Genomic DNA, 20,193 nt, shown 5'->3' with positions numbered 1-20,193 from the left:
TTTTGTAAAGGAGATCGAGTTTTGTCCTCTCCCATCCCGGTCACGGTACTCAGCGGTTTCCTCGGCGCCGGCAAGACCACTTTGCTGCGCCATATCCTCAAAGCCGAGCACGGTCTGAAAATCGCCGTGATCGAAAACGAATTCAGCGACGCCGGTATCGACACTCAGCTGTTGGGTGACGAACCGGTGCAGGTCATGACCCTGGCCAACGGCTGTGTCTGCTGCACCATTCACACCGACCTGACCAAAGCGCTTTACCTGCTGCTTGAGCGGCTGGACAGCGGCGAAATCGCCTTTGATCGCCTGGTCATCGAGTGCACCGGTCTGGCCGATCCGGCCCCGGTGGCACAGACCTTCTTCATTGACGAAGAACTGCGCGAGCGTTACTTGCTCGACGGCATCATCACCTTGGTCGATGCCGCGCACGCAGACGTGCACCTGACCCAGACCATCGCCCAGGCGCAGATTGGTTTCGCCGACCGCTTGCTGGTGAGCAAGACCGATCTGGTCGACGAAGCGACGTTCACCGCGCTGAGCGAACGCCTGACGCGGATCAACCGTCGTGCGCCAGTGCGAGTGGTCGAGCATGGCAACATTGATCTGGCTGAGCTGCTGGATGTGCGTGGCTTCAACCTCAATGCCGATCTTGGCGGCGGATTGAGCCTTCGCCCAGTGAGCAAGGCGCCGTCGATTGATCGCATTTCCAGCCTGGTGCTGCGCACCGATCAGCCGCTGGATATCGATCAGCTCAGCGAGTTCATGAATGAATTGCTCGAAGACCATGGCAAGCAATTGCTGCGTTACAAAGGCGTGCTGAGCATTGCTGGTGAAGATCGGCGCCTGGTGTTTCAGGGCGTGCTGAAGCTTTATGGCTTTGACTGGGACACTGAATGGGCCGAGGGTGAGGCGCGGGAAAGCGTGATTGTGTTTATTGCTGATGATTTGCCGGAAGAGAAAATCCGGGCGGGGTTTGCCAAGGTTGTTGCAGGCTGATGTTTTTGCGGCGTCAATCATGACGCTATCGCGAGCGGGCTCACTCCTACAGGGGAACGCATTTCAAATGTAGGAGTGAGCCTGCTCGCGATAGCCATTTAACCGACAGCACAATGCTCAAGGTCTGAACCCAGCAAGGTCTGCTCAAGATGATCCAGATGTTGATTCATCAGGATGCCTGCTTTGGAAACATCCCGATGTTCCACCGCCTCAACCAGTGCCAAATGCTCCTGCCATGCGCAACAGCTAAGCGTCTGGAACTCACATCGCGCAATCGCCAATGACGTCAGCGGCACCAGACTGCCGAGAAAATGCGCCAACGGTGCATTTCCCGCCATTTTCGCCAACGTCAGGTGAAACTCCCCCGACAAGCGAATCGCCGCGCCGCGCCGATCCTGCTCAACCGCCTGACGCTCACGCTCAATCAACCCGCGCAGCCGTTTCAAACCGTCAGCCTGCGGACGCTGGCATGCCAGACGCACCAGCGTGGTCTCAGTCAGTCGCCGTGCATGCAGGGTCTGTCGCGTCTGTTCCCGATCAGGCGCCGCGACACGCGGGCGATGATTGGCGCGCAGTACCACGACCTGCTCATGCGAAAGTTGTGTCAGTACCCGCCGCACATCGGCGCGGCTGGCGCTGAACATGTCCTTCAGACTGTCCTCGGTAAAACGGCTGTCGGCATCGATGCGCTGCTCGAGAATCGCGTCGAACAGTCGCGGATACAAATCCTCCACCGGCGTCCGCAGCCGGGAGAAGGGCAGGGGCGTGGCAGTCGGTTGAGCATGCGAGGGTGAAGCGAAACTGTTCATGGCCTGTCTCCAATAGAAATCAGCGACTCAAGTTGTCTTCCGGGATGTTCAGCTCAATGCCCATGCGCTGGCCTTCGCGCAGAATGTGCCGACGCATTTCGGCGCTGGCCTGGGCGCTGTTTTTGCTGCGGATGGCGCGCACCACGGCTTCGTTTTCTTCGAGGCGTTCGGCCAGATGTTCCGGAGAATTGCGCAGCACCTCGGCGCTTTGCTTGAGGGCGTTGCTGGTTTGCTGCACCACGCTCTGGAAGATCGGATTCGACGTCAGCGTGAACAACTCTTCGTGAAAGGCGATGTAGGCGCTGACCCCGGCGTCACTGTCACCGGCCTCGAGGGCCTCGCGCATGTCCATCAACGTCAGGCGCAATTGGCCGACTTCCTTGCTGCTGATCGACTGTGCAACCAGGCCAACGATGAACGGCTCAAGGGTGTAACGCAGTTGCAGTACGTCTTCGAGGCTGGCGCCGGCGACCGCGCTGTCATGGCTCTGGCTGTCGCCGATGTGCGCGTCGAGTACGACCACGCCTTTGCCCGGCATCGAGCGCACCAGACCGAGGGTTTCCAGGACGATGACCGCTTCGCGCAGGCTTGGGCGGCTGATGCCCAGTTGTTCGGCCAGTTCGCGCTGACCCGGCAGCATGTCGCCGGAGCGCCACTGGCCACGGGCCAATGCGGCGCGAAGTTTCTCTACGACTGAGTTGACGACGGTTGATGTGGTAATCACTTGTCTAGCTCCATTTGCCTGTGGGAGATCGCCGCAGACTCAAGATCAAAAGATCGCAGCCTGCGGCAGCTCCTGCAGGGTTAAATCAGAACTCCTGCTGGTGCGCCGGAGTTGCTGGTTTACGCGGTTGAAAGGTGTAGCCCTGCTGACCGCTGAGTACTTTGTTGGCGCGTTGTACGTCGATGTCTTTTTCCCAACGGGCGATCGCGACCGTGGCGACACAGTTACCGATCAGGTTGGTCAGTGCCCGGCCGATGCCCATGAACCAATCCACCGCCAGCACAAGAACCAGACCGACCACCGGGATCGCCGGAATTGCCGTCAATGTTGCCGCCAGAATCACCAGCGCCGAACCGGGAATGCCGTGGGCACCTTTAGAGGTGATCAGCGACACCAGCAGAATCGTCAGCAGGTCGGTCATGGCCAGCGGCGTGCCGGTGGCGTTGGCGATGAAGACGATGGCCAGGGTCAGGTAGATCGAAAAACCGTCGAGGTTGAATGAGTACCCGGTCGGGATCACCAGGCCGACCGTCGAGCTGCCGATGCCGAGGTGTTCGAGTTTGCGCATGATCTGTGGCAACACTGCGTCGGATGAGGCGGTGCCCATCACGATCAGCAATTCTTCACGCAGGTACTTGAGCAATGGCCACATGCGCAGGCCGGAGGCGCGCATCACCAGACCGAGAATCACGCTGACGAAAGCGATGCAGGTCAGGTAGAACAAACCGACCAGGCTGCCCAGATGCTGCAGGGAGTCGAGGCCATATTTGCTGGTGGTGAAGGCGATGGCGCCGAACACGCCGATCGGCGCCAGACGCACGATCATGCCCATGATGCGGAAGATCACATGGCTCAGTTCGTTGATCAGTCGGGAGATCCCGGAAGCGGCTTCGCCGACCAGATTCAAGGCGCTGCCAAACAACACCGAGAACAGCAGCACCTGCAGGATGTTGTTGTCAGCGAAGGCTCCGATCACCGAGGTCGGGATCAGGTCCATCAGGAACTGTGTGGTGGTGTGCATGTGCTGGCCGCGTTCGGCGATATCGCCCATGTCGGCGGCGGACAGTTGCTCCAGATGGATATTCGCGCCGCTGCCGATGCCGGTACTGAAGGCGAACACCAGACCGATCACCAGCGCGATGGTGGTCAACACTTCGAAGTAGATCACCGATTTGAGGCCGATGCGTCCGACCTTCTTCAGATCGCCCGCGCCGCTGATGCCGCTGACCACCACGCAGAACACGATGAGGCCGATGAGCATCTTGATCAGTTTGATGAAACCGTCGCCGAGCGGTTTGAGCTGGGCCGAGTATTCAGGAAGGGTCAGCCCGCAGACGATGCCGAGCATCAGTCCGAGAACCACTTGGAGGAAGATTGAACGCGAGCACCATCTGAGCATGGGAGGAATCCTGGTCGGTGTCCTGGCTGCCGTGCGCCTGGAGCGCATCAGATTCAGAACTTAATTATTGTGGTCTTACCGGTATGTCCAGTGCAGGCGCAGTCTACGCTCGGTTTTTTCGGGATGACAAGTGAAAACATTGAAATTGGCATGACCGGTCTGACCGGTGGCCATAATCGCGTAGGAGCTGCCGAAGGCCGCGATCTTTTGATCTTGTTTTTAAGATCCAGATCAAAAGATCGCAGCCTTCGGCAGCTCCTACACGGGAAATCAGGGGCGAAAAAAAACCGGCCAATCACTTGGCCGGTTTTTCATGCTGCGGATTTAACGTGGCGATTAAGCGCCGTATACCGGCAGTTTCTTGCAGATGGCTTTGACTTTCTCACGAACGGCGTCGATCACCGCTTCGTTGTTCAGGTCAGCCAGGATGTCGCAGATCCAGCCGGCCAGCTCTTTGCACTCGGCTTGCTTGAAGCCGCGAGTGGTCACAGCCGGGGTACCGAAACGCAGGCCGGAAGTGACGAACGGCGAGCGTGGATCGTTTGGCACGGAGTTCTTGTTCACGGTGATGAAGGCTTTGCCCAGAGCGGCGTCAGCGTCTTTACCGGAGATGTCCTGCTTGATCAGCGACAGCAGGAACAGGTGGTTCTTGGTGCCACCGGAAACCACGTCGAAACCGCGCTCGATGAACACTTCGGCCATGGCCTGGGCATTCAACACCACTTGTTCCTGGTAGGCCTTGAACTCAGGCTGCAGCGCTTCCTTGAAGCAGATCGCCTTGGCAGCGATCACGTGCTCCAGCGGGCCACCCTGGGCGCCCGGGAATACCGCGGAGTTGAGCTTCTTCTCGATCTCGGCGTTGGCGCGCGCCAGGATCAGGCCGCCACGTGGACCGCGCAGGGTCTTGTGCGTGGTGGTGGTCACGACGTCAGCGAAAGGCACCGGGTTCGGGTAAACGCCAGCGGCAACCAGACCGGCTACGTGAGCCATGTCGACGAACAGGTAGGCGCCGACTTTGTCAGCGATAGCGCGGAAGCGTGGGAAGTCGAGAATCTGCGAGTAGGCAGAGAAACCGGCCACGATCATTTTCGGCTTGTGCTCAACCGCCAGACGCTCGACTTCGTCGTAGTCGATCAGGCCGTTGGCGTCGATGCCGTACTGCACAGCGTTGTACAGTTTGCCGGAGGAGGAAACGCTGGCACCGTGGGTCAGGTGACCGCCGTGAGCCAGGCTCATGCCCAGAATAGTGTCGCCACCTTGCAGCAGGGCCAGGTAAACAGCAGCGTTGGCTTGCGAACCGGCGTGTGGCTGAACGTTGGCGTAATCGGCGCCGAACAGCTCTTTGGCACGGTCGATGGCCAGTTGCTCAACGATGTCGACGTACTCGCAACCACCGTAGTAACGCTTGCCTGGATAGCCTTCAGCGTACTTGTTGGTCAGGACCGAGCCTTGAGCTTCCATCACCGCTGGGCTGGTGTAGTTTTCCGAAGCGATCAGCTCAATGTGTTCTTCCTGGCGCTGAGCTTCTTGCTCCATGGCGGCAAAAAGGTCGGCGTCGTACTTGGCAATAGTCAAATCACGGCTGAACATGGCGGTCCTCAAGGATCGGGGGCAGAAAAGGGGGGCATTCTAACCCAATGGGTTTTGGATGGCATATGAAACGACATCATGTCGCAGACAAGTGGCGTTCATGCGCGGATAGATGGTGATTGTGCCGGCCTGAAAAGATCGCAGCCTGCGGCAGCTCCTACAGTAATCGGAGCTGATCCCGAATACTGTGATCGACATCAATCCCTGTAGGAGCTGCCGAAGGCTGCGATCTTTTCGGCCACTGCGCAGATCTTCAGTCGAACATGAAGAGCGCATCATTGCTGAACTGCGCCTCAAACCGCCCTGCCGGCATCGGCCGTCCGAACAGATACCCCTGAACCTCGTCGCAACCATGCTCACGCAGGAAGTCCAGCTGTTCATGGGTTTCCACGCCCTCGGCGATCACCGCCAGATTCAGGCTGTGCGCCATGGCGATGATTGCCCGGGCGATCTGCGCGTCCTGCTCACCCGACGGCAAACCATCGACAAACGTGCGGTCGATCTTCAGCACGTCGATCGGGAATTGCTTGAGGTAGTTCAGCGATGAGTAACCGGTGCCGAAGTCATCGACCGCAATGCTCAAGCCAAGGTTTTTCAGCCCGGCGAGAATCTGCATCGCCTCGCTGACTTCGCGCATCAGGATACTTTCGGTCAGCTCCAGCTCCAGGCATGCCGGCGGCAGGCCGGTTTCGCGCAGGATCGTGGCGATCCGCGTGCCGAGTTGGCCATCGGAGAACTGCCGCGCGGAGATGTTCACCGAGACCTTCGGCACGCGCACACGGTTCTGGTGCCAGGTCTTCAGTTGGCGGCAGGCCTCGCTGATCACCCAGTCGCCAACGTCCACCACCAGACCGAGTTCTTCCAGCACAGGAATGAAGTCCCCCGGCGGCACCAGCCCGCGACGCGGATGACGCCAGCGCAACAGCGCTTCGGCGCCGGTCAGACGCTTGCCGTCGCCGCTGAATTGCGGCTGGTAATACAGGACGAATTCGTTCTGCTCCAGAGCGTGGCGCAAGTCGCTTTCCAGTTCCAGACGCTCCAGGGCACTGGCGTTCATGTCCGCCTGATAGAACTGGAAGTTGTTCTTGCCGCGTTCCTTGGCGTGGTACATCGCGGTGTCGGCGTTCTTCATCAACTGGCTGAGTTCGTTGCCGTCCTGCGGACTCAGGGCGATGCCGATACTCGCAGTGACAAAGAACTCGCGGCCTTCCAATACAAACGGCCGCACCAGACTGCCGAGAATCTGTTCGGCGACATGAATTGCCCGGTTCAGCGCCATTTCGCGGCTGGAACGGTGTTGCAACAGCAAGGTGAACTCGTCGCCGCCCATACGCGCCACGGTGTCGTCATCGTCGACGCAGGTCAGCAGGCGCGTGGCCATGTCTTTCAGCATGCGGTCGCCGGCGGCGTGGCCGAGCGAGTCGTTGATCGGTTTGAAACGGTCGAGGTCGAGGAACATCAGCACCACCCACGACTTCTGTCGTTCAGCTGATTGCAGCGCCGTGTGCAGGCGATCCTGGAACAGCGTGCGGTTCGGCAAATGTGTCAGGGCGTCGTAGTAGGCGAGGCGGTGAATGCGCTGCTCGCTGGCCTTGCGTTCGCTGATGTCGCTGAAGAAGCACACGTAACTGGCGAGGTCGCCCTCGTCGTCGAGTACCGCGGTGATGCCGACCCACGCCGGGTAATGCTCGCCGTTACGCCGCTTGAGCCAGACTTCGCCTTCCCAGGTGTTGTGCTGATGCAGTTGTTTGAGCACATAGCGCAGGTGCGCGTCTTGTTGCTCGTCGACGGTGAGCATGTTCGGCAACTGATCAAGCACTTCGCTCACCGCGTAACCACTGACGCGGCTGAAGGCTTCGTTGGCCTGCACGATGTAACCGGCCGGGTCGGTGATCAGAATCGCCGAGGTCGAGTGCTCGAATACCGTGGCGGCCATGCGCAGGTCTTTCTCGGCGCGGCGCTGCTGGCTGATATCGCGACCGACACCGAGCACGCCCTCAAACGCGCCGTGCTCGTCCCACACCAGCACCAGGCGCAGTTCGATCGGGATCTTGCGGCCATCGGCGCGCAGACAATCGAACAGGAACAATTGCGTCTGCACCTGACTGCGCAGCACGGCCAGTTGCTCGGGTTTGTCCAGCGCCTTGCTGACCCGATCCATCAGCGTGTAGATGCCACTCAGTTGCTGCGGGTTGGCGATGGTCGATTGCCAGCCGTTCTGGAAAATCCACTCGGCGTCATAACCCAGCACGGCTTGCACCGACGGGCTGACGTAGTTCAGCGAGAGTTTGCTGTCGGTGGAGAAAATCACGTCGCTGATACTTTCGGCGAGCATGCGATAGCGCTGCTCGCTGTCGCGCAGGGACTCGCTGGCTTCGATCTGCTCGGTAATGTCCTTGGCCACGCCGATGATCCGCGTGACCTGATCGTGTTTATCGCGGGCCAAGGCCTGTTCGCGAATGTCGAAACGCCGCCATTTGCCGTCGCGATGGCGGAAACGCAACTGACACTGCAGCAACTGGCTGTAACCCGCGTGGCGCTGCAACTGGCGCGAGCGATGGTAGTAATCGGCATCTTCCGGATGCAGGAGGATTTCCCAGAAATACTCGCCCATCTGGTGCAGTTCGGTACGGTTGTAACCGAGAGTCTGGCCGAGGTGGTGGTTGCTGAAAATCATCCGCTGGCTGATCACGTCCTGCACGTACAGATGATCCGGCACGGTGCGCACCACGTCCGACCAGAACCCCTCGCGCTCGAGCAGCGACAGTTCGATCAGCTTGCGACTGGTGATGTCATTGATGCTGAGGATCACCGCTTTGTAGTCGTGCTGCTCGGTCGGCAGGCGCAACACCATCCACAGGTGCTGGTCGCGGCCATTGATGTCCGGCAGTTTGATTTCCAGTTCCAGCTGCTTTTGTTGCTGCAGGACGGCGTCGAGGACTTGATTGCCGATGGCGCACTGCCGGTGTGGGTGGCCATCGATCAACAGTTGCCAGGCGTGCTCGCAAGAGTTGACGTTGAGCAGTTGCAACGCGACCTGGTTGACCTCGGTGACGCGCAATTCCTGTAGCAGTTGCTGGCGTTGCTGCGGTTGGTCGAGCCAGGCCTTGAGCTGGTCGCTGGTCTGGATCTGCGCCTTGTCGAAGACCTGCTTCAGGCCGGACAGATCCAGCACACACAAGGCCACGCCAGTGCCTTCGAAAATGTCCTGATAGCGTCGGCGACCCTCATGCAACTGGCGCTGGCGGCGCCGCATGTTCAACAGCGCGATCACCGGCAACATCGAGAACGCCAGGCCCAACAGACATTTGCCGATAAACGCAGGGAGCAATTCTTCGAGCACGCGTTGCCGGTCGAACAGGCCACGCAACTGCCAGTCGCTGCTGCTCAGCGGTACGGTCAGCACGGTATTGGCCAGATCGTCCGGGGTCAGCACGCCGGGCTTGGCCGAGGGCAGCGCTTCGTCGCGACGGATGATCTGATGATTGACGCGGTTTTCCACCAGCCACAATGGGCGCAGGCCGGTGTCACCCTGTTTGGTCAGCGAGTCGAAGAAGGTCGGGGTCAGGCGTAACGCCCAATAACCGCGCGTGCTGCCGCTGGCCTGATGCAGCAACAGATGCACCACCGAGCCATCGTCGGCGTTACTGAAATAATGTGCCTGGGCGCGGCTGCGGCGGACCAGTTCGGTCAGGTAGTCGGCGTCGTGGCTGTCTACGGCGCTGTCGCTGATGATCCGCCCGGAGGGGCTGAGCAACGCCAGGCTACGCAGATCGGGTAGCGATCGCTGGAGCTTGCGCAGCAGCGCCTGCTGTTCGTCGGCTGATTGCGGTTGTTCGACGATCGGTAACAGATTGAGGGCGATTTGCGCGTTCAGCGCCATGTTCAGGCTGACCTGCGAGGCGAGGTCGGCGGTGTAATCGATGGTGTACTGGCGCTGGTTTTTCTGGGTTTCTCGTAGTTGATCGAGCAGTTGCCAGAACAGCAATGCGAGCAACAAAAGCACAAGCGTCGCCAGCGCACCCTTTAATGTACCGCGCAGGGACGAGCCGGGCGCCGGTGGGGTGCTGCTCACAGAAGCTGGCGGAGTGACATTGGACAAGCTGTGATCCTGCGATTTGGCTGGACTGGCGCGACGTGCACTATAAGCCGGACGCCCGAAGGGCGGCTAGCATGCCTTGAGTCGTGGCGAAGTGCCAGCCCCGCACGGCTGGACTGCCACCGGTCATTCAGGTAGCTTTGCCGGTTACGCGGGAGCGTTCCAGCTCCTAGACTCAGACTTTTTCAGCGCGCACGCATTGATAACCATCAAGTGAACGACGCGCATGGTCTGGCCGGGCTTCGCCTGCGCTGCAATCATTCATCTGTCACTGACCCAAGGTTCTCCATGGCTCAATACGTCTTCACCATGCATCGGCTGGGCAAAGTTGTTCCGCCGAAGCGGGAAATTCTCAAAAACATTTCGCTGTCCTTCTTCCCCGGCGCCAAAATCGGCGTGCTCGGCCTCAACGGTTCGGGTAAGTCCACGCTGCTGAAAATCATGGCCGGCGTCGACACCGAGTTCGAGGGCGAAGCCCGTCCGATGCCGGACCTGAACATCGGTTATCTGCCACAAGAGCCACAACTTGATCCGACCAAGACCGTGCGTGAAGTGGTCGAGGAAGCCGTTAGCGTGATCAAGGATGCGCAAGCGCGTCTGGACGAGGTCTACGCCGCTTACGCCGATCCGGATGCCGACTTCGACAAACTGGCCGCCGAACAAGCCAAGCTCGAAGCGATCCTGCAGGCCAGCGACGGTCACAACCTTGAGCGCCAACTGGAAGTCGCTGCCGATGCGCTGCGTCTGCCGGCGTGGGACGCGAAAGTAGAACACCTGTCCGGTGGTGAAAAACGTCGTGTGGCCCTGTGCCGTCTGCTGCTGTCCGCGCCGGACATGCTGCTGCTCGACGAACCGACCAACCACTTGGACGCCGATTCGGTAGCGTGGCTGGAGCACTTCCTGCACGACTTCCCGGGCACCGTGGTTGCGATCACGCACGACCGGTACTTCCTCGACAACGTCGCCGGCTGGATTCTGGAACTCGACCGCGGCGCGGGCATCCCGTACGAAGGCAACTACTCGGGTTGGCTTGAAGCCAAGTCCGATCGACTGGCTGCGGAATCCAAGCAGCAGTCGGCGCACGAAAAAGCCATGAAAGAAGAACTGGAATGGGTGCGCAAAGGCGCGAAAGCCCGCCAGTCGAAATCCAAGGCACGTCTGCAACGCTTCGAAGAAATGCAATCGCAGGAATTCCAGAAGCGCAGCGAAACCAACGAGATCTACATCCCGGCCGGCCCACGCCTGGGCGACAAGGTCATCGAATTCAAGAACGTCACCAAGGGCTACGGCGATCGCGTGCTGATCGACAACCTGTCGTTCTCGATGCCCAAGGGCGCCATTGTCGGCGTGATCGGTGGTAACGGTGCCGGTAAATCGACCCTGTTCCGCATGCTGATGGGCAAGGAAACCCCGGATTCGGGCAGCATCGAAGTCGGCGAAACCGTGCAACTGGCCTGCGTCGATCAGAGCCGTGACGACCTGGATGGCAGCAAGACTGTATTCCAGCAAATCTCCGACGGTTCCGACCAGATCCGCATCGGCAACTACGAGATCCCGTCGCGCACCTACGTCGGTCGTTTCAACTTCAAGGGCGGCGATCAGCAGAAGTTCGTCAAGGACCTGTCCGGTGGTGAGCGCGGTCGTCTGCACCTGGCGCTGACCCTGAAGGAGGGCGGCAACGTCCTGCTGCTCGACGAACCGTCCAACGACCTCGACGTTGAAACCCTGCGTTCGCTGGAAGAAGCCCTGCTGGACTTCCCGGGCGCCGCCATTGTGATCTCTCACGATCGGTGGTTCCTTGACCGTGTGGCGACACACATCCTGGCGTACGAAGACGACTCGCAAGCGGTGTTCTTCGAAGGTAACTACACCGAGTACGAAGCGGATCGCAAAAAGCGTCTTGGCGAAGCGGCTGCCCAGCCACACCGGGTACGTCACAAGAAACTGGCCTGATATCGGCTGGTTGCATGAAAAAGCGGAGCCTTCGGGCTCCGTTTTTTTTGCCTTTTTTCTTCAGTGAGATCGAGTCGCAGCATTCGCGAGCAGGCTCGCTCCCACAGGGGAATGCATTGCAAATGTGGGAGCGAGCCTGCTCGCGAAAGCGGTGTAACTGTTGGTGCATCATTTGTATTTCGACTCCCCATTCAGGTGCGAAATAAGGCCAAAAAACGAGCCGATTTATATCCTGTGCACCATTTAATTTCATAACTGCGACATTTTGCTCTGTTCCAGTGCGCAATTCGTTTGCTACAGTCCGGCCCAATCTCCTCCAACGACAATAAATTTGCCGAGACTTTCCCATGATCGAATCCGTCGAATCCTTCCTTGCCCGACTGAAAAAACGCGACCCGGATCAACCCGAATTTCACCAGGCCGTCGAAGAAGTCCTGCGCAGTCTGTGGCCGTTTCTCGAAGCCAATCCGCATTACCTGACCTCGGGGATTCTGGAACGTATCTGCGAGCCGGAACGCGCGGTGGTGTTTCGTGTGTCGTGGGTCGACGATCAGGGCAAAGTGCAGGTCAATCGCGGTTTCCGCATCCAGATGAACAGCGCTATCGGTCCGTACAAGGGCGGCTTGCGTTTCCATCCGTCGGTGAACCTCGGCGTGCTGAAATTCCTCGCCTTCGAGCAGACCTTCAAGAACTCCCTGACCTCGCTGCCCATGGGCGGCGGCAAGGGCGGCTCCGACTTCGATCCGAAGGGCAAGAGCGACGCTGAAGTGATGCGCTTCTGCCAGGCGTTCATGAGCGAGTTGTACCGCCACATCGGTTCGGACGTTGACGTGCCGGCCGGTGATATCGGCGTCGGTGCGCGTGAAATCGGCTTCCTGTTCGGCCAGTACAAGCGCCTGAGCAACCAGTTCACCAGCGTGCTGACCGGCAAAGGCATGACCTATGGCGGCAGTCTGATTCGTCCGGAAGCCACCGGTTTCGGTTGCGTGTATTTCGCTGAAGAAATGCTCAAGCGCCGCGGGCAGGGCGTTGAAGGCAAGCGCGTGGCGATCTCCGGTTCCGGCAACGTTGCGCAATATGCCGCACGTAAAGTCATGGACCTTGGCGGCAAGGTGATTTCGCTGTCCGACTCCGAAGGCACGCTGTACTGCGAAGCGGGCCTGAGTGAAGAACAATGGCTGGCGTTGCTGGAACTGAAAAACGTCAAACGCGGGCGTATCAGTGAATTGGCGACGGCTTACAGTCTGGAGTTCCGCGCCGGCCAACTGCCGTGGTCGCTGCCGTGCGACATCGCGTTGCCGTGCGCCACGCAGAACGAACTCGACGCCGAAGCCGCGCGCACGCTGTTGCGCAATGGCTGCGTATGCGTCGCTGAAGGCGCGAACATGCCGACCACGCTCGAGGCTGTGGATATCTTTATCGAGGCCGGCATTCTGTTTGCTCCAGGCAAGGCGTCCAACGCTGGCGGGGTCGCGGTGAGTGGTCTGGAAATGTCGCAGAACGCCATGCGCCTGCTGTGGACGGCGGGTGAGGTGGACAGCAAGTTGCACGCGATCATGCAGTCGATCCACCACGCTTGCGTGCATTACGGCGAAGAGAACGGGCGGATCAATTACGTCAAAGGCGCCAACATCGCCGGCTTCGTCAAAGTCGCCGACGCGATGCTGGCGCAGGGCGTGGTTTAAGCCGGTTCGATACGGATCACTTCAATCACTTGATCACCGGCGGGGCGCTGCCACAGCACCTCGTCGTTGAGTCGCGCGCCAAGCAGCGCCCGGCCCAGCGGTGAACCCCAATTGATCAGGTCTTTGTTTGCATCAGCCTGATCTTCGCCGACCAGTTGTACCCGGCGCTCAGTGTTGTGTTCGTCGGCGTAAGTCACCCAACTGCCGATTTGCACCTTGTCCGTGGAGGTGGCAGCGACGGCCACTTGCGCACTGCTCAGGCGTTGATTGAAGTAACGCAGATCCCGTTCCAGATCCGCCAGGCGTTGCTTGTCGACCTGCTCGCCTCTGGCTGATTGTTCAGCATGCAGGGTTTGCAGTTCGGCGACTTTCGCCTGCAACTGCGCCAGCCCTTGCGGCGTGACGTAATTGGGCTGCGTGCTGACCTGCCGTTCGACCGGCTGATCGGCCTGCGCGGCGGCGTTGTCTTCGTTGACGAATGCGCGACTCATGCTGTCCTCCCGTTCATAGCGTTTGGGCCATGGTCACCGGCATTTGGTTTCACTGGATGTCTGGCAACGACCTATTGCGAGCGATAAGCCCGTCCGGCGTCCTGATCCTTCTGCTGCTGCCAGGCCCGTTCGCGCTCGTCCCAGTGTTCGTTGCGATACTCTTCGCGACCCTTGTTTTCCAGCATCGCCTGACACTGACGGAAGCCATCGGTCCAGCCTTCGGCGTATTGCTTGTCCTTGAGATAGCGCGGCACGTTCTTGCGAAACTCGCCGCTGATCGAACCCGCCGCCTGGCGACCGCTGATGCAACCGTCATCAAAACCGTCGGCGAAGGCCGGTGGATAACCCTTGGCAATCAAATCTTCGTGGGTGGTCTGGCAACCGCCCAGCAACAACACAACACCCAGCAAACCCGCACACCGCCACATCGCACTCTCCCGCGCCGGTTGTCCGGCTTATGGGGAAAGTCTAGAAGGGGATTCGTCGGGCGTTGGTGAAAGGCATGTGAGTAATTCGTTGAGCGCTACGATTCCCTTGTAGGAGTGAGCCTGCTCGCGATAGCGGTGTGTCAGTCACCGCAACAATGGCTGACGAATTGCTATCGCGAGCAGGCTCACTCCTACAGGGAGGGCTTGTTCGGGATTAGTAGTGATACCACTTCACCTCAAGCATGACTTCCGTTTCCGGCGTGGCGAGATGGCTGAACTCACGCTGCGCACTCAAGCGTAACCCGAGGTTGCGCGACAACTCCCACTGCTGATTCAGGCTCAGGCTGCGACGTACTTCGCCATTGAAGAAGTAATCACCCTTGGCTTCCAGGCTGAGATTGCCCAGCGGGTTTTTCCACAACACGCCAGTATTGAATCCGCCGGCCGGGGAGACGAACTCGGCGAAATCATTGTTGTGCTCGACGCGCACGGTGCCGAGGGCAAAGCCCAGCACATCGTCGCCCAGCGCCCAGGTGCCACCGCCGCCACCGTTGACGTGGCTGACCAGCGTCTCGTCATCATGCTTGCCCGGCACCCGCTCAAGTCCACCGGTGACTTGCCATGACAGCGGCTGCAGCAGCTCATTGCGCGGCGTCAGCGAACGAATGGTCGCCAGATCCAGTTGCTGGAACTGCCAGTGATTGCCTTCGTACTGGCGCAACTTCATCTGCAGGATCTCGATCTGCGCGCCGAGCGGGAAGCTTTCGGCGTTGTCATTGAGATCGTGATAGGCCATGCGCAAGCCGTATTCGCCGAACGCGCGGTCGCCACGGGTGCCGAGCCCGGCCTGCCATGTGCGTGATTCGTGGCCGTCTTCAGGCAGCCCCGGTTGGGGGATTTCCAGCTCTGGCGCGGGGTTCTTGTTGATCGCCCGCAGCAGCTCGAAACTGCGTTGCGCCCGTTGTGGATCACGTTCCTGGCCGTTGGCGCGGTAGCGCTCCAGACGATACGCCGCATCGATGATCAACGCTTGGCGATCGCGGGGCAGGGCTTTGAAAGCCGGATTCTGCAACTGCTGCTGATCGGCGCTGACGTTCAGCACCCACTGCTGTTCGTCACTGTTCAATGGCTCGGCACGGCTGAGCAGTTCGCGCTCGCGGGACGGGCGATATTCGATGCTTTCCACCAATCCGGCCTCCTTCACCGCTTTGACGGTGTCGGTGGGGATCGCGGTCAGCGGGAACTGTTCGGTCAGGCGCAGGCTCGGCCGTGCGACTTGTAACAGCTCAAGCAGGCGGTACGAACAGTTTTCGTCGAAGAAGAAATAGTCGAACTGGATCTGCTTCAGCTCCCACACATGCTCGACCATGCGCGCGGTTTCTTCCTGAGTCAGATTGAGCCGGTATTCCCACAGGTCGCGGTTTTCCAGGCTGCGGTACTCGGAGAGTTTTTCCTGATACGGCACCAGTGCGAATAACCCCGGGTAACCGCCCATCAAACCTTTCCAGGCATACAGAATGCTGTTGTCCGAGCCTTCGATGTAGGCGCCGAAGTTGATCGCGTAACTGAGCAGCGAGGTCTTGTCGGCCTGCACATCGGCCTGATCGATACGCAGCAGGGTGTGGCCGAACATCGATGACGGACTGTTCAAGTAAGCCGCCGGGAAGATCATCACCGCGCTGTGCGGCGAGACGTCCTTGATCCACTTTTTGTACTCGGCGCACTCGGGCGCCGGTAGGTCGGTCAGGTTCAATTGCGCCTTCAGCCAGCGGGTACGGGCTGGATAAACGCATTGCGCATGTTGCTCGCCGAGGCTGGCCGGGGCATACAGCGCTTGCACGGTGGCTGCGAGTTCGCGGTCGGGATGTTCGTTGCCATCCGGTGCGAGAAAGAATTTTTTGTCACTGACATAGCTGCGCCAGCCGCCGAGCTTGGCGGTTTCGTAGTGACCGAGGGAAATCCAGAAGCGGTCGTTGGCCAGTTGCTGCAAACGTTGAGGGTCGATGGTTGGCGCGGCGGACAGCGGGGCGCAGACACAGAGCGCCAGCCAGGCAAGGCGTTTGAGCATAGTCGGCAACTTGAACAGGAAAGAAATAAAGACCCAAAGAGGGACGGGCCGAAAAAATAAAACCCGCTTCCCGAAGGAAGCGGGCGGGGTCGAGCTTAAGCCTGAGTTGCGTACTTGGCCAGACGAGGATCCGATTTCAGTACGGCCAGGGTGTTGGTATGCACGTCTTCAGCGGTCACGTCAGCCTTGCTGAAGATCTGCTGGAAGTGCTCGTGAGTCACGGCAGCGAAATGCGCACGGTCTTCCGGCGCCACGCCCAGTACCACGGCATAAGTCGTCAGCGCTTCGCCGTTGCCTTTGGCCATGTCTTCGGACAGCTCGTTCATCATGCCATTCATGGCAAACCAGGATTTGCCGCCGTAGGTCAGCGATGCATTGGTCGAGCAGCCGTTGGTGCCGGAGGTCATACCGAAGGTAGCGTTACCGGAGGTGCCGTTGGTGGTGGAAGCGAGGAAGTGCGCCGGGGTGCCACGCTGACCTTCGAACAGCATGTTGCCCCAACCGCAATCCGGGCCGCCTGGAGCTTGCGCCATTGCGTTGATGGATACAGCGGTGAAGAGAGTACCGAGAAGAATCCGTTTCATAGCTTTTTTCTCTTTGTGTGCATACCAATGGACAGGGTTCTGGCCCCCCAAGCTCTGTACGAAACAGATCAAAACGAAGCCAGTGGGCCGGTATTAGTTCCAGCCGCGCATTTTGGAGTTTAGGCATGTTCCGAGGGTTCCGTGATTTTTTACAAAAGATTCGGTCATAACCCCGGTTTCAGGGGGCGCGCCGCCGGGCTGGCCGGTTGTCTATGCTTTGTCACATGGCGCGCCTTGCCAGTGGGGCACGGGCGGCGCCAGAATGCCGCTATCTGCCCCGCCTGATTGTTAAGGAAGCCCGATGCCTGATCCTGTTGCTGCCAGCTTGCGTCTTGCGCCTGAAGCGCTGACCCGTCCGTTTTCCGCTGAACAGTTCAGCTTCACTACCACCAATGATCTGGAGCCCTTTCGCGGTGTGCTCGGCCAGGAACGCGCGGTCGAAGCCTTGCAGTTCGGTGTGGCCATGCCACGCCCCGGTTACAACGTTTTCGTCATGGGCGAGCCCGGCACCGGCCGTTTCTCGTTCGTCAAACGCTACCTGAAGGCTGAAGGCAAACGCCTGCAGACCCCGGCCGACTGGGTCTACGTCAATAATTTCGACGAGCCACGCGAGCCGCGAGCCCTGGAATTGCCTTCAGGCACTGCCGGCGTCTTTATCGGTGACATCAACGGCTTGATCGACAACCTGCTGGCAACGTTTCCAGCGGTGTTCGAGCATCCGTCCTACCAACAAAAGAAAAGCGCCATCGACCGCGGCTTCAACCAGCGCTATGACAAGGCCCTCGACGTTATCGAGCGTCTGGCCCTGGAAAAAGACGTCGCCCTGTACCGCGACAGCAGCAACGTTGCCTTCACGCCGATGCTTGACGGTAAAGCGCTGGACGAAGCCGAATTCGCCCAGTTGCCGGAAGCCGATCGCGAGCGTTTTCACGAAGACATCTCCGGCCTCGAAGAGCGCCTGAACGAAGAACTCGCCAGCCTGCCGCAATGGAAGCGCGAGTCGAACAATCAACTGCGTTCGCTCAACGAAGAAACCATCACGTTGGCGCTGCAGCCATTGCTGTCGCCGCTGTCGGAGAAATACGCCGAGAACGCTGCGGTCTGCGGTTACCTGCAAGCCATGCAGGTCTACTTGCTGAAAACCGTGGTCGAGCAACTGGTCGACGACAGCAAGACCGACGCCGTCGCGCGCAAACTGCTGGAAGAGCAGTACGCACCCAGCCTGGTGGTCGGTCATCCTTCCAGCGGCGGGGCGCCAGTCGTTTTCGAGCCACACCCGACTTACGAAAACCTGTTCGGCCGTATCGAATACACCACCGATCAGGGCGCGCTCTACACCACCTATCGTCAGTTGCGTCCGGGCGCCTTGCACCGCGCCAACGGCGGTTTCCTTATTCTTGAAGCAGAGAAAATGCTTGGCGAGCCGTTCGTGTGGGACGCGCTGAAACGCGCCCTGCAATCGCGCAAGCTGAAAATGGAATCGCCGCTGGGCGAGATGGGCCGCTTCGCCACGGTGACCCTCAACCCGCAGCACATTCCGCTGCAGGTCAAAGTTATCATCATCGGTGCGCGGTCGCTGTATTACACGCTGCAGGACCTCGATCCGGACTTCCAGGAGATGTTCCGCGTTCTGGTCGATTTCGACGAAGACATCCCGATGGTCGACGAGAGCCTGGAGCAATTTGCCCAACTGCTGAAAACCCGCACGTCGGAAGAAGGCATGGCCCCGCTGACCGCCGATGCGGTGGCGCGTCTGGCGACTTACAGTGCACGGCTGGCCGAGCATCAGGGGCGTTTGTCGGCACGCATCGGTGATCTGTTCCAACTGGTCAGCGAAGCGGATTTCATCCGTCATCTGGCCGGCGACGAAATGACCGATGCCGGGCATATCGAACGTGCGCTGAAAGCCAAAGCCACGCGCACCGGGCGTGTGTCGGCGCGGATTCTCGACGATATGCTCGCCGGGATCATCCTGATCGACACCGATGGCGCGGCAGTCGGCAAGTGCAATGGTTTGACCGTACTTGAAGTCGGTGATTCGGCGTTCGGTGTACCGGCGCGGATTTCCGCCACGGTGTACCCGGGCGGCAGCGGCATTGTCGACATCGAGCGCGAGGTCAACCTTGGTCAGCCGATTCACTCCAAGGGCGTGATGATCCTCACCGGGTATCTGGGCAGCCGTTACGCTCAGGAATTCCCGCTGGCGATTTCCGCGAGCATCGCGCTCGAGCAGTCGTACGGTTACGTCGATGGCGACAGTGCGTCGCTGGGCGAAGCGTGCACGCTGATTTCGGCGCTGTCGAAAACCCCGCTCAAGCAGTGCTTTGCGATCACCGGATCGATCAACCAGTTTGGCGAAGTGCAGGCCGTCGGTGGGGTCAACGAGAAGATCGAAGGCTTCTTCCGTCTCTGTGAGGCACGCGGGCTGACCGGCGAGCAGGGCGCAATCATTCCGCAGGCCAACGTCGCCACGCTGATGCTGGATGAGAAAGTCCTGGCGGCGGTGCGTGCCGGGCAGTTCCACGTCTACGCAGTGCGTCAGGCCGACGAGGCGTTGAGCTTGTTGGTGGGCGAGCCGGCCGGTGAGCCGAATGCCGATGGCGAATTCCCCGAAGGCAGTATCAACGCACGGGTGGTCGAGCGCTTGCGCGACATCGCTGAGATGATCAGCGAAGAAGACCTCAAGGAAGCCGAGAAGGAGTTGGCCCAGGAAGCGCTGGCCGAGGCCAAACCGGCTTAAGCTTTAACGCGGTCAAAAACTGTGGGAGCGAGCCTGCTCGCGAAAGCGCTGTATCAGACGACGAATAAGTTGCCTGACGCTCCGCATTCGCGAGCAGGCTCGCTCCCACATTTGTTTTGTGTGAATTCATCGAAAATTCGCCACAACTCTGACGCCAATATTCACACAATGACCATTCGGCGCCTTCTGGTTCCATTCGGCTTGCGCAGCGGACTTTTCTTCTATCCTCAGCTCAAGGATATCGACAGTATCACTGGATCGAGCCAGTCCTCCCGTGGGGGCTGAATACCGGCTTCACCGAGGGTCGCCGCCATGTCGCGCAACCTCTGCCTCACCCGTCAATGCCTGGGTCTTGTGACCCGTATCGAATGCGCGATCAAGCCGTTGGCCGGCGATAACGGCATGTGGACGCTACTCTTCGCGGCCGGCATGGCCGGTGAACAACCTTCCGCCATCAAAGCCCAGGGCCCGTTTCATGGGCCGGTCGCCGCCGAATCGATACTCGACACCATTGTCGAAAGTCTGACCCTGCATGGCTACGAACTGGCCGACGATCCGCAGATCTGGAGTCTGCACCTGCAAGCTCAGCTGCGGCAGATCAACGGTGGCCGTGGCCGCGCCCTCTAGGCG

The 20,193-nt window shown here is 59.7% G+C and carries 14 protein-coding genes; 5 read left to right on the top strand and 9 right to left on the bottom strand.

Annotated features, from left to right (window positions below; genetic code table 11):
• Window positions 1-21 precede the first annotated feature (21 nt).
• Complete coding sequence (gene yjiA, locus P3G59_RS25035) at window positions 22-993, top strand: GTPase (protein WP_277759368.1); 972 nt, start codon at window positions 22-24, stop codon at window positions 991-993.
• Window positions 994-1,091: 98 nt separating this feature from the next.
• On the opposite strand, the gene P3G59_RS25030 is transcribed toward yjiA, so the two are convergent.
• The 5 genes from P3G59_RS25030 to morA form a co-directional block, all read right to left on the bottom strand.
• Window positions 1,092-1,802, bottom strand: a complete 711-nt coding sequence (locus tag P3G59_RS25030) for a GntR family transcriptional regulator (RefSeq protein WP_277759367.1) — start codon at window positions 1,800-1,802, stop codon at window positions 1,092-1,094.
• Window positions 1,803-1,821: 19 nt separating this feature from the next.
• Window positions 1,822-2,526, bottom strand: coding sequence for a FadR/GntR family transcriptional regulator (locus P3G59_RS25025; protein WP_277759366.1), 705 nt, complete (start codon window positions 2,524-2,526; stop codon window positions 1,822-1,824).
• Window positions 2,527-2,611: 85 nt separating this feature from the next.
• The gene (locus P3G59_RS25020; RefSeq protein WP_277759365.1) at window positions 2,612-3,925 is read right to left on the bottom strand and encodes a C4-dicarboxylate transporter DctA; all 1,314 of its coding nucleotides are present in this window, start codon (window positions 3,923-3,925) and stop codon (window positions 2,612-2,614) included.
• 336 nt (window positions 3,926-4,261) lie between these two features.
• A complete protein-coding gene (glyA, locus tag P3G59_RS25015; RefSeq protein ID WP_236428360.1) occupies window positions 4,262-5,515 on the bottom strand; it encodes a serine hydroxymethyltransferase in 1,254 nt (417 codons plus the stop codon).
• A 253-nt stretch (window positions 5,516-5,768) separates the two neighbouring features.
• On the bottom strand, window positions 5,769-9,617 hold the full coding sequence (gene morA / locus P3G59_RS25010) for a cyclic di-GMP receptor MorA (protein WP_277759364.1): 3,849 nt from the start codon (window positions 9,615-9,617) through the stop codon (window positions 5,769-5,771).
• Between the two features lie 285 nt (window positions 9,618-9,902).
• Here morA and ettA point away from each other — a divergent pair, with 285 nt between their 5' ends.
• Together ettA and gdhA are read left to right on the top strand one after the other, a co-directional pair.
• A complete protein-coding gene (gene ettA, locus P3G59_RS25005; protein ID WP_038361738.1) occupies window positions 9,903-11,567 on the top strand; it encodes an energy-dependent translational throttle protein EttA in 1,665 nt (554 codons plus the stop codon).
• Between the two features lie 347 nt (window positions 11,568-11,914).
• A complete protein-coding gene (gdhA, locus tag P3G59_RS25000) occupies window positions 11,915-13,252 on the top strand; it encodes an NADP-specific glutamate dehydrogenase (protein ID WP_277759363.1) in 1,338 nt (445 codons plus the stop codon).
• Here gdhA and P3G59_RS24995 read toward each other — a convergent pair.
• The 4 genes from P3G59_RS24995 to P3G59_RS24980 all read right to left on the bottom strand — a co-directional run bounded on the left by P3G59_RS24995 (window position 13,249) and on the right by P3G59_RS24980 (window position 16,823).
• A complete protein-coding gene (locus P3G59_RS24995; protein ID WP_277759362.1) occupies window positions 13,249-13,743 on the bottom strand; it encodes a GreA/GreB family elongation factor in 495 nt (164 codons plus the stop codon). The two genes, gdhA and P3G59_RS24995, sit on opposite strands and share 4 nt — an antisense overlap.
• Before the next feature lie 71 nt (window positions 13,744-13,814).
• Window positions 13,815-14,171 (bottom strand): hypothetical protein, encoded by a 357-nt coding sequence (locus P3G59_RS24990; protein ID WP_016986195.1) that lies wholly within the window; start codon window positions 14,169-14,171, stop codon window positions 13,815-13,817.
• Between the two features lie 214 nt (window positions 14,172-14,385).
• Entirely contained in the window at window positions 14,386-16,239 is a 1,854-nt protein-coding gene (locus tag P3G59_RS24985; protein ID WP_277759360.1) for a DUF4105 domain-containing protein, read from the bottom strand.
• Between the two features lie 95 nt (window positions 16,240-16,334).
• Entirely contained in the window at window positions 16,335-16,823 is a 489-nt protein-coding gene (locus P3G59_RS24980; protein WP_007909797.1) for a DUF3015 domain-containing protein, read from the bottom strand.
• A gap of 301 nt (window positions 16,824-17,124) precedes the next feature.
• Between P3G59_RS24980 and P3G59_RS24975 the strand changes: the two genes are divergently transcribed.
• Window positions 17,125-19,563 carry an ATP-binding protein gene (locus P3G59_RS24975; RefSeq protein WP_277759359.1) on the top strand — a complete coding sequence of 813 codons (2,439 nt, stop codon included), beginning with the start codon at window positions 17,125-17,127 and terminating at the stop codon, window positions 19,561-19,563.
• A 312-nt stretch (window positions 19,564-19,875) separates the two neighbouring features.
• The gene (locus tag P3G59_RS24970; protein WP_007909799.1) at window positions 19,876-20,190 is read left to right on the top strand and encodes a hypothetical protein; all 315 of its coding nucleotides are present in this window, start codon (window positions 19,876-19,878) and stop codon (window positions 20,188-20,190) included.
• The last annotated feature ends 3 nt before the right edge of the window (window positions 20,191-20,193 follow it).

Source organism: Pseudomonas sp. A34-9 (assembly GCF_029543085.1).
Classification (GTDB): Bacteria; Pseudomonadota; Gammaproteobacteria; order Pseudomonadales; family Pseudomonadaceae; genus Aquipseudomonas.
Note: the sequence above shows the minus strand (reverse complement) of the source record. Positions and strands in the feature narration are given on the sequence as shown.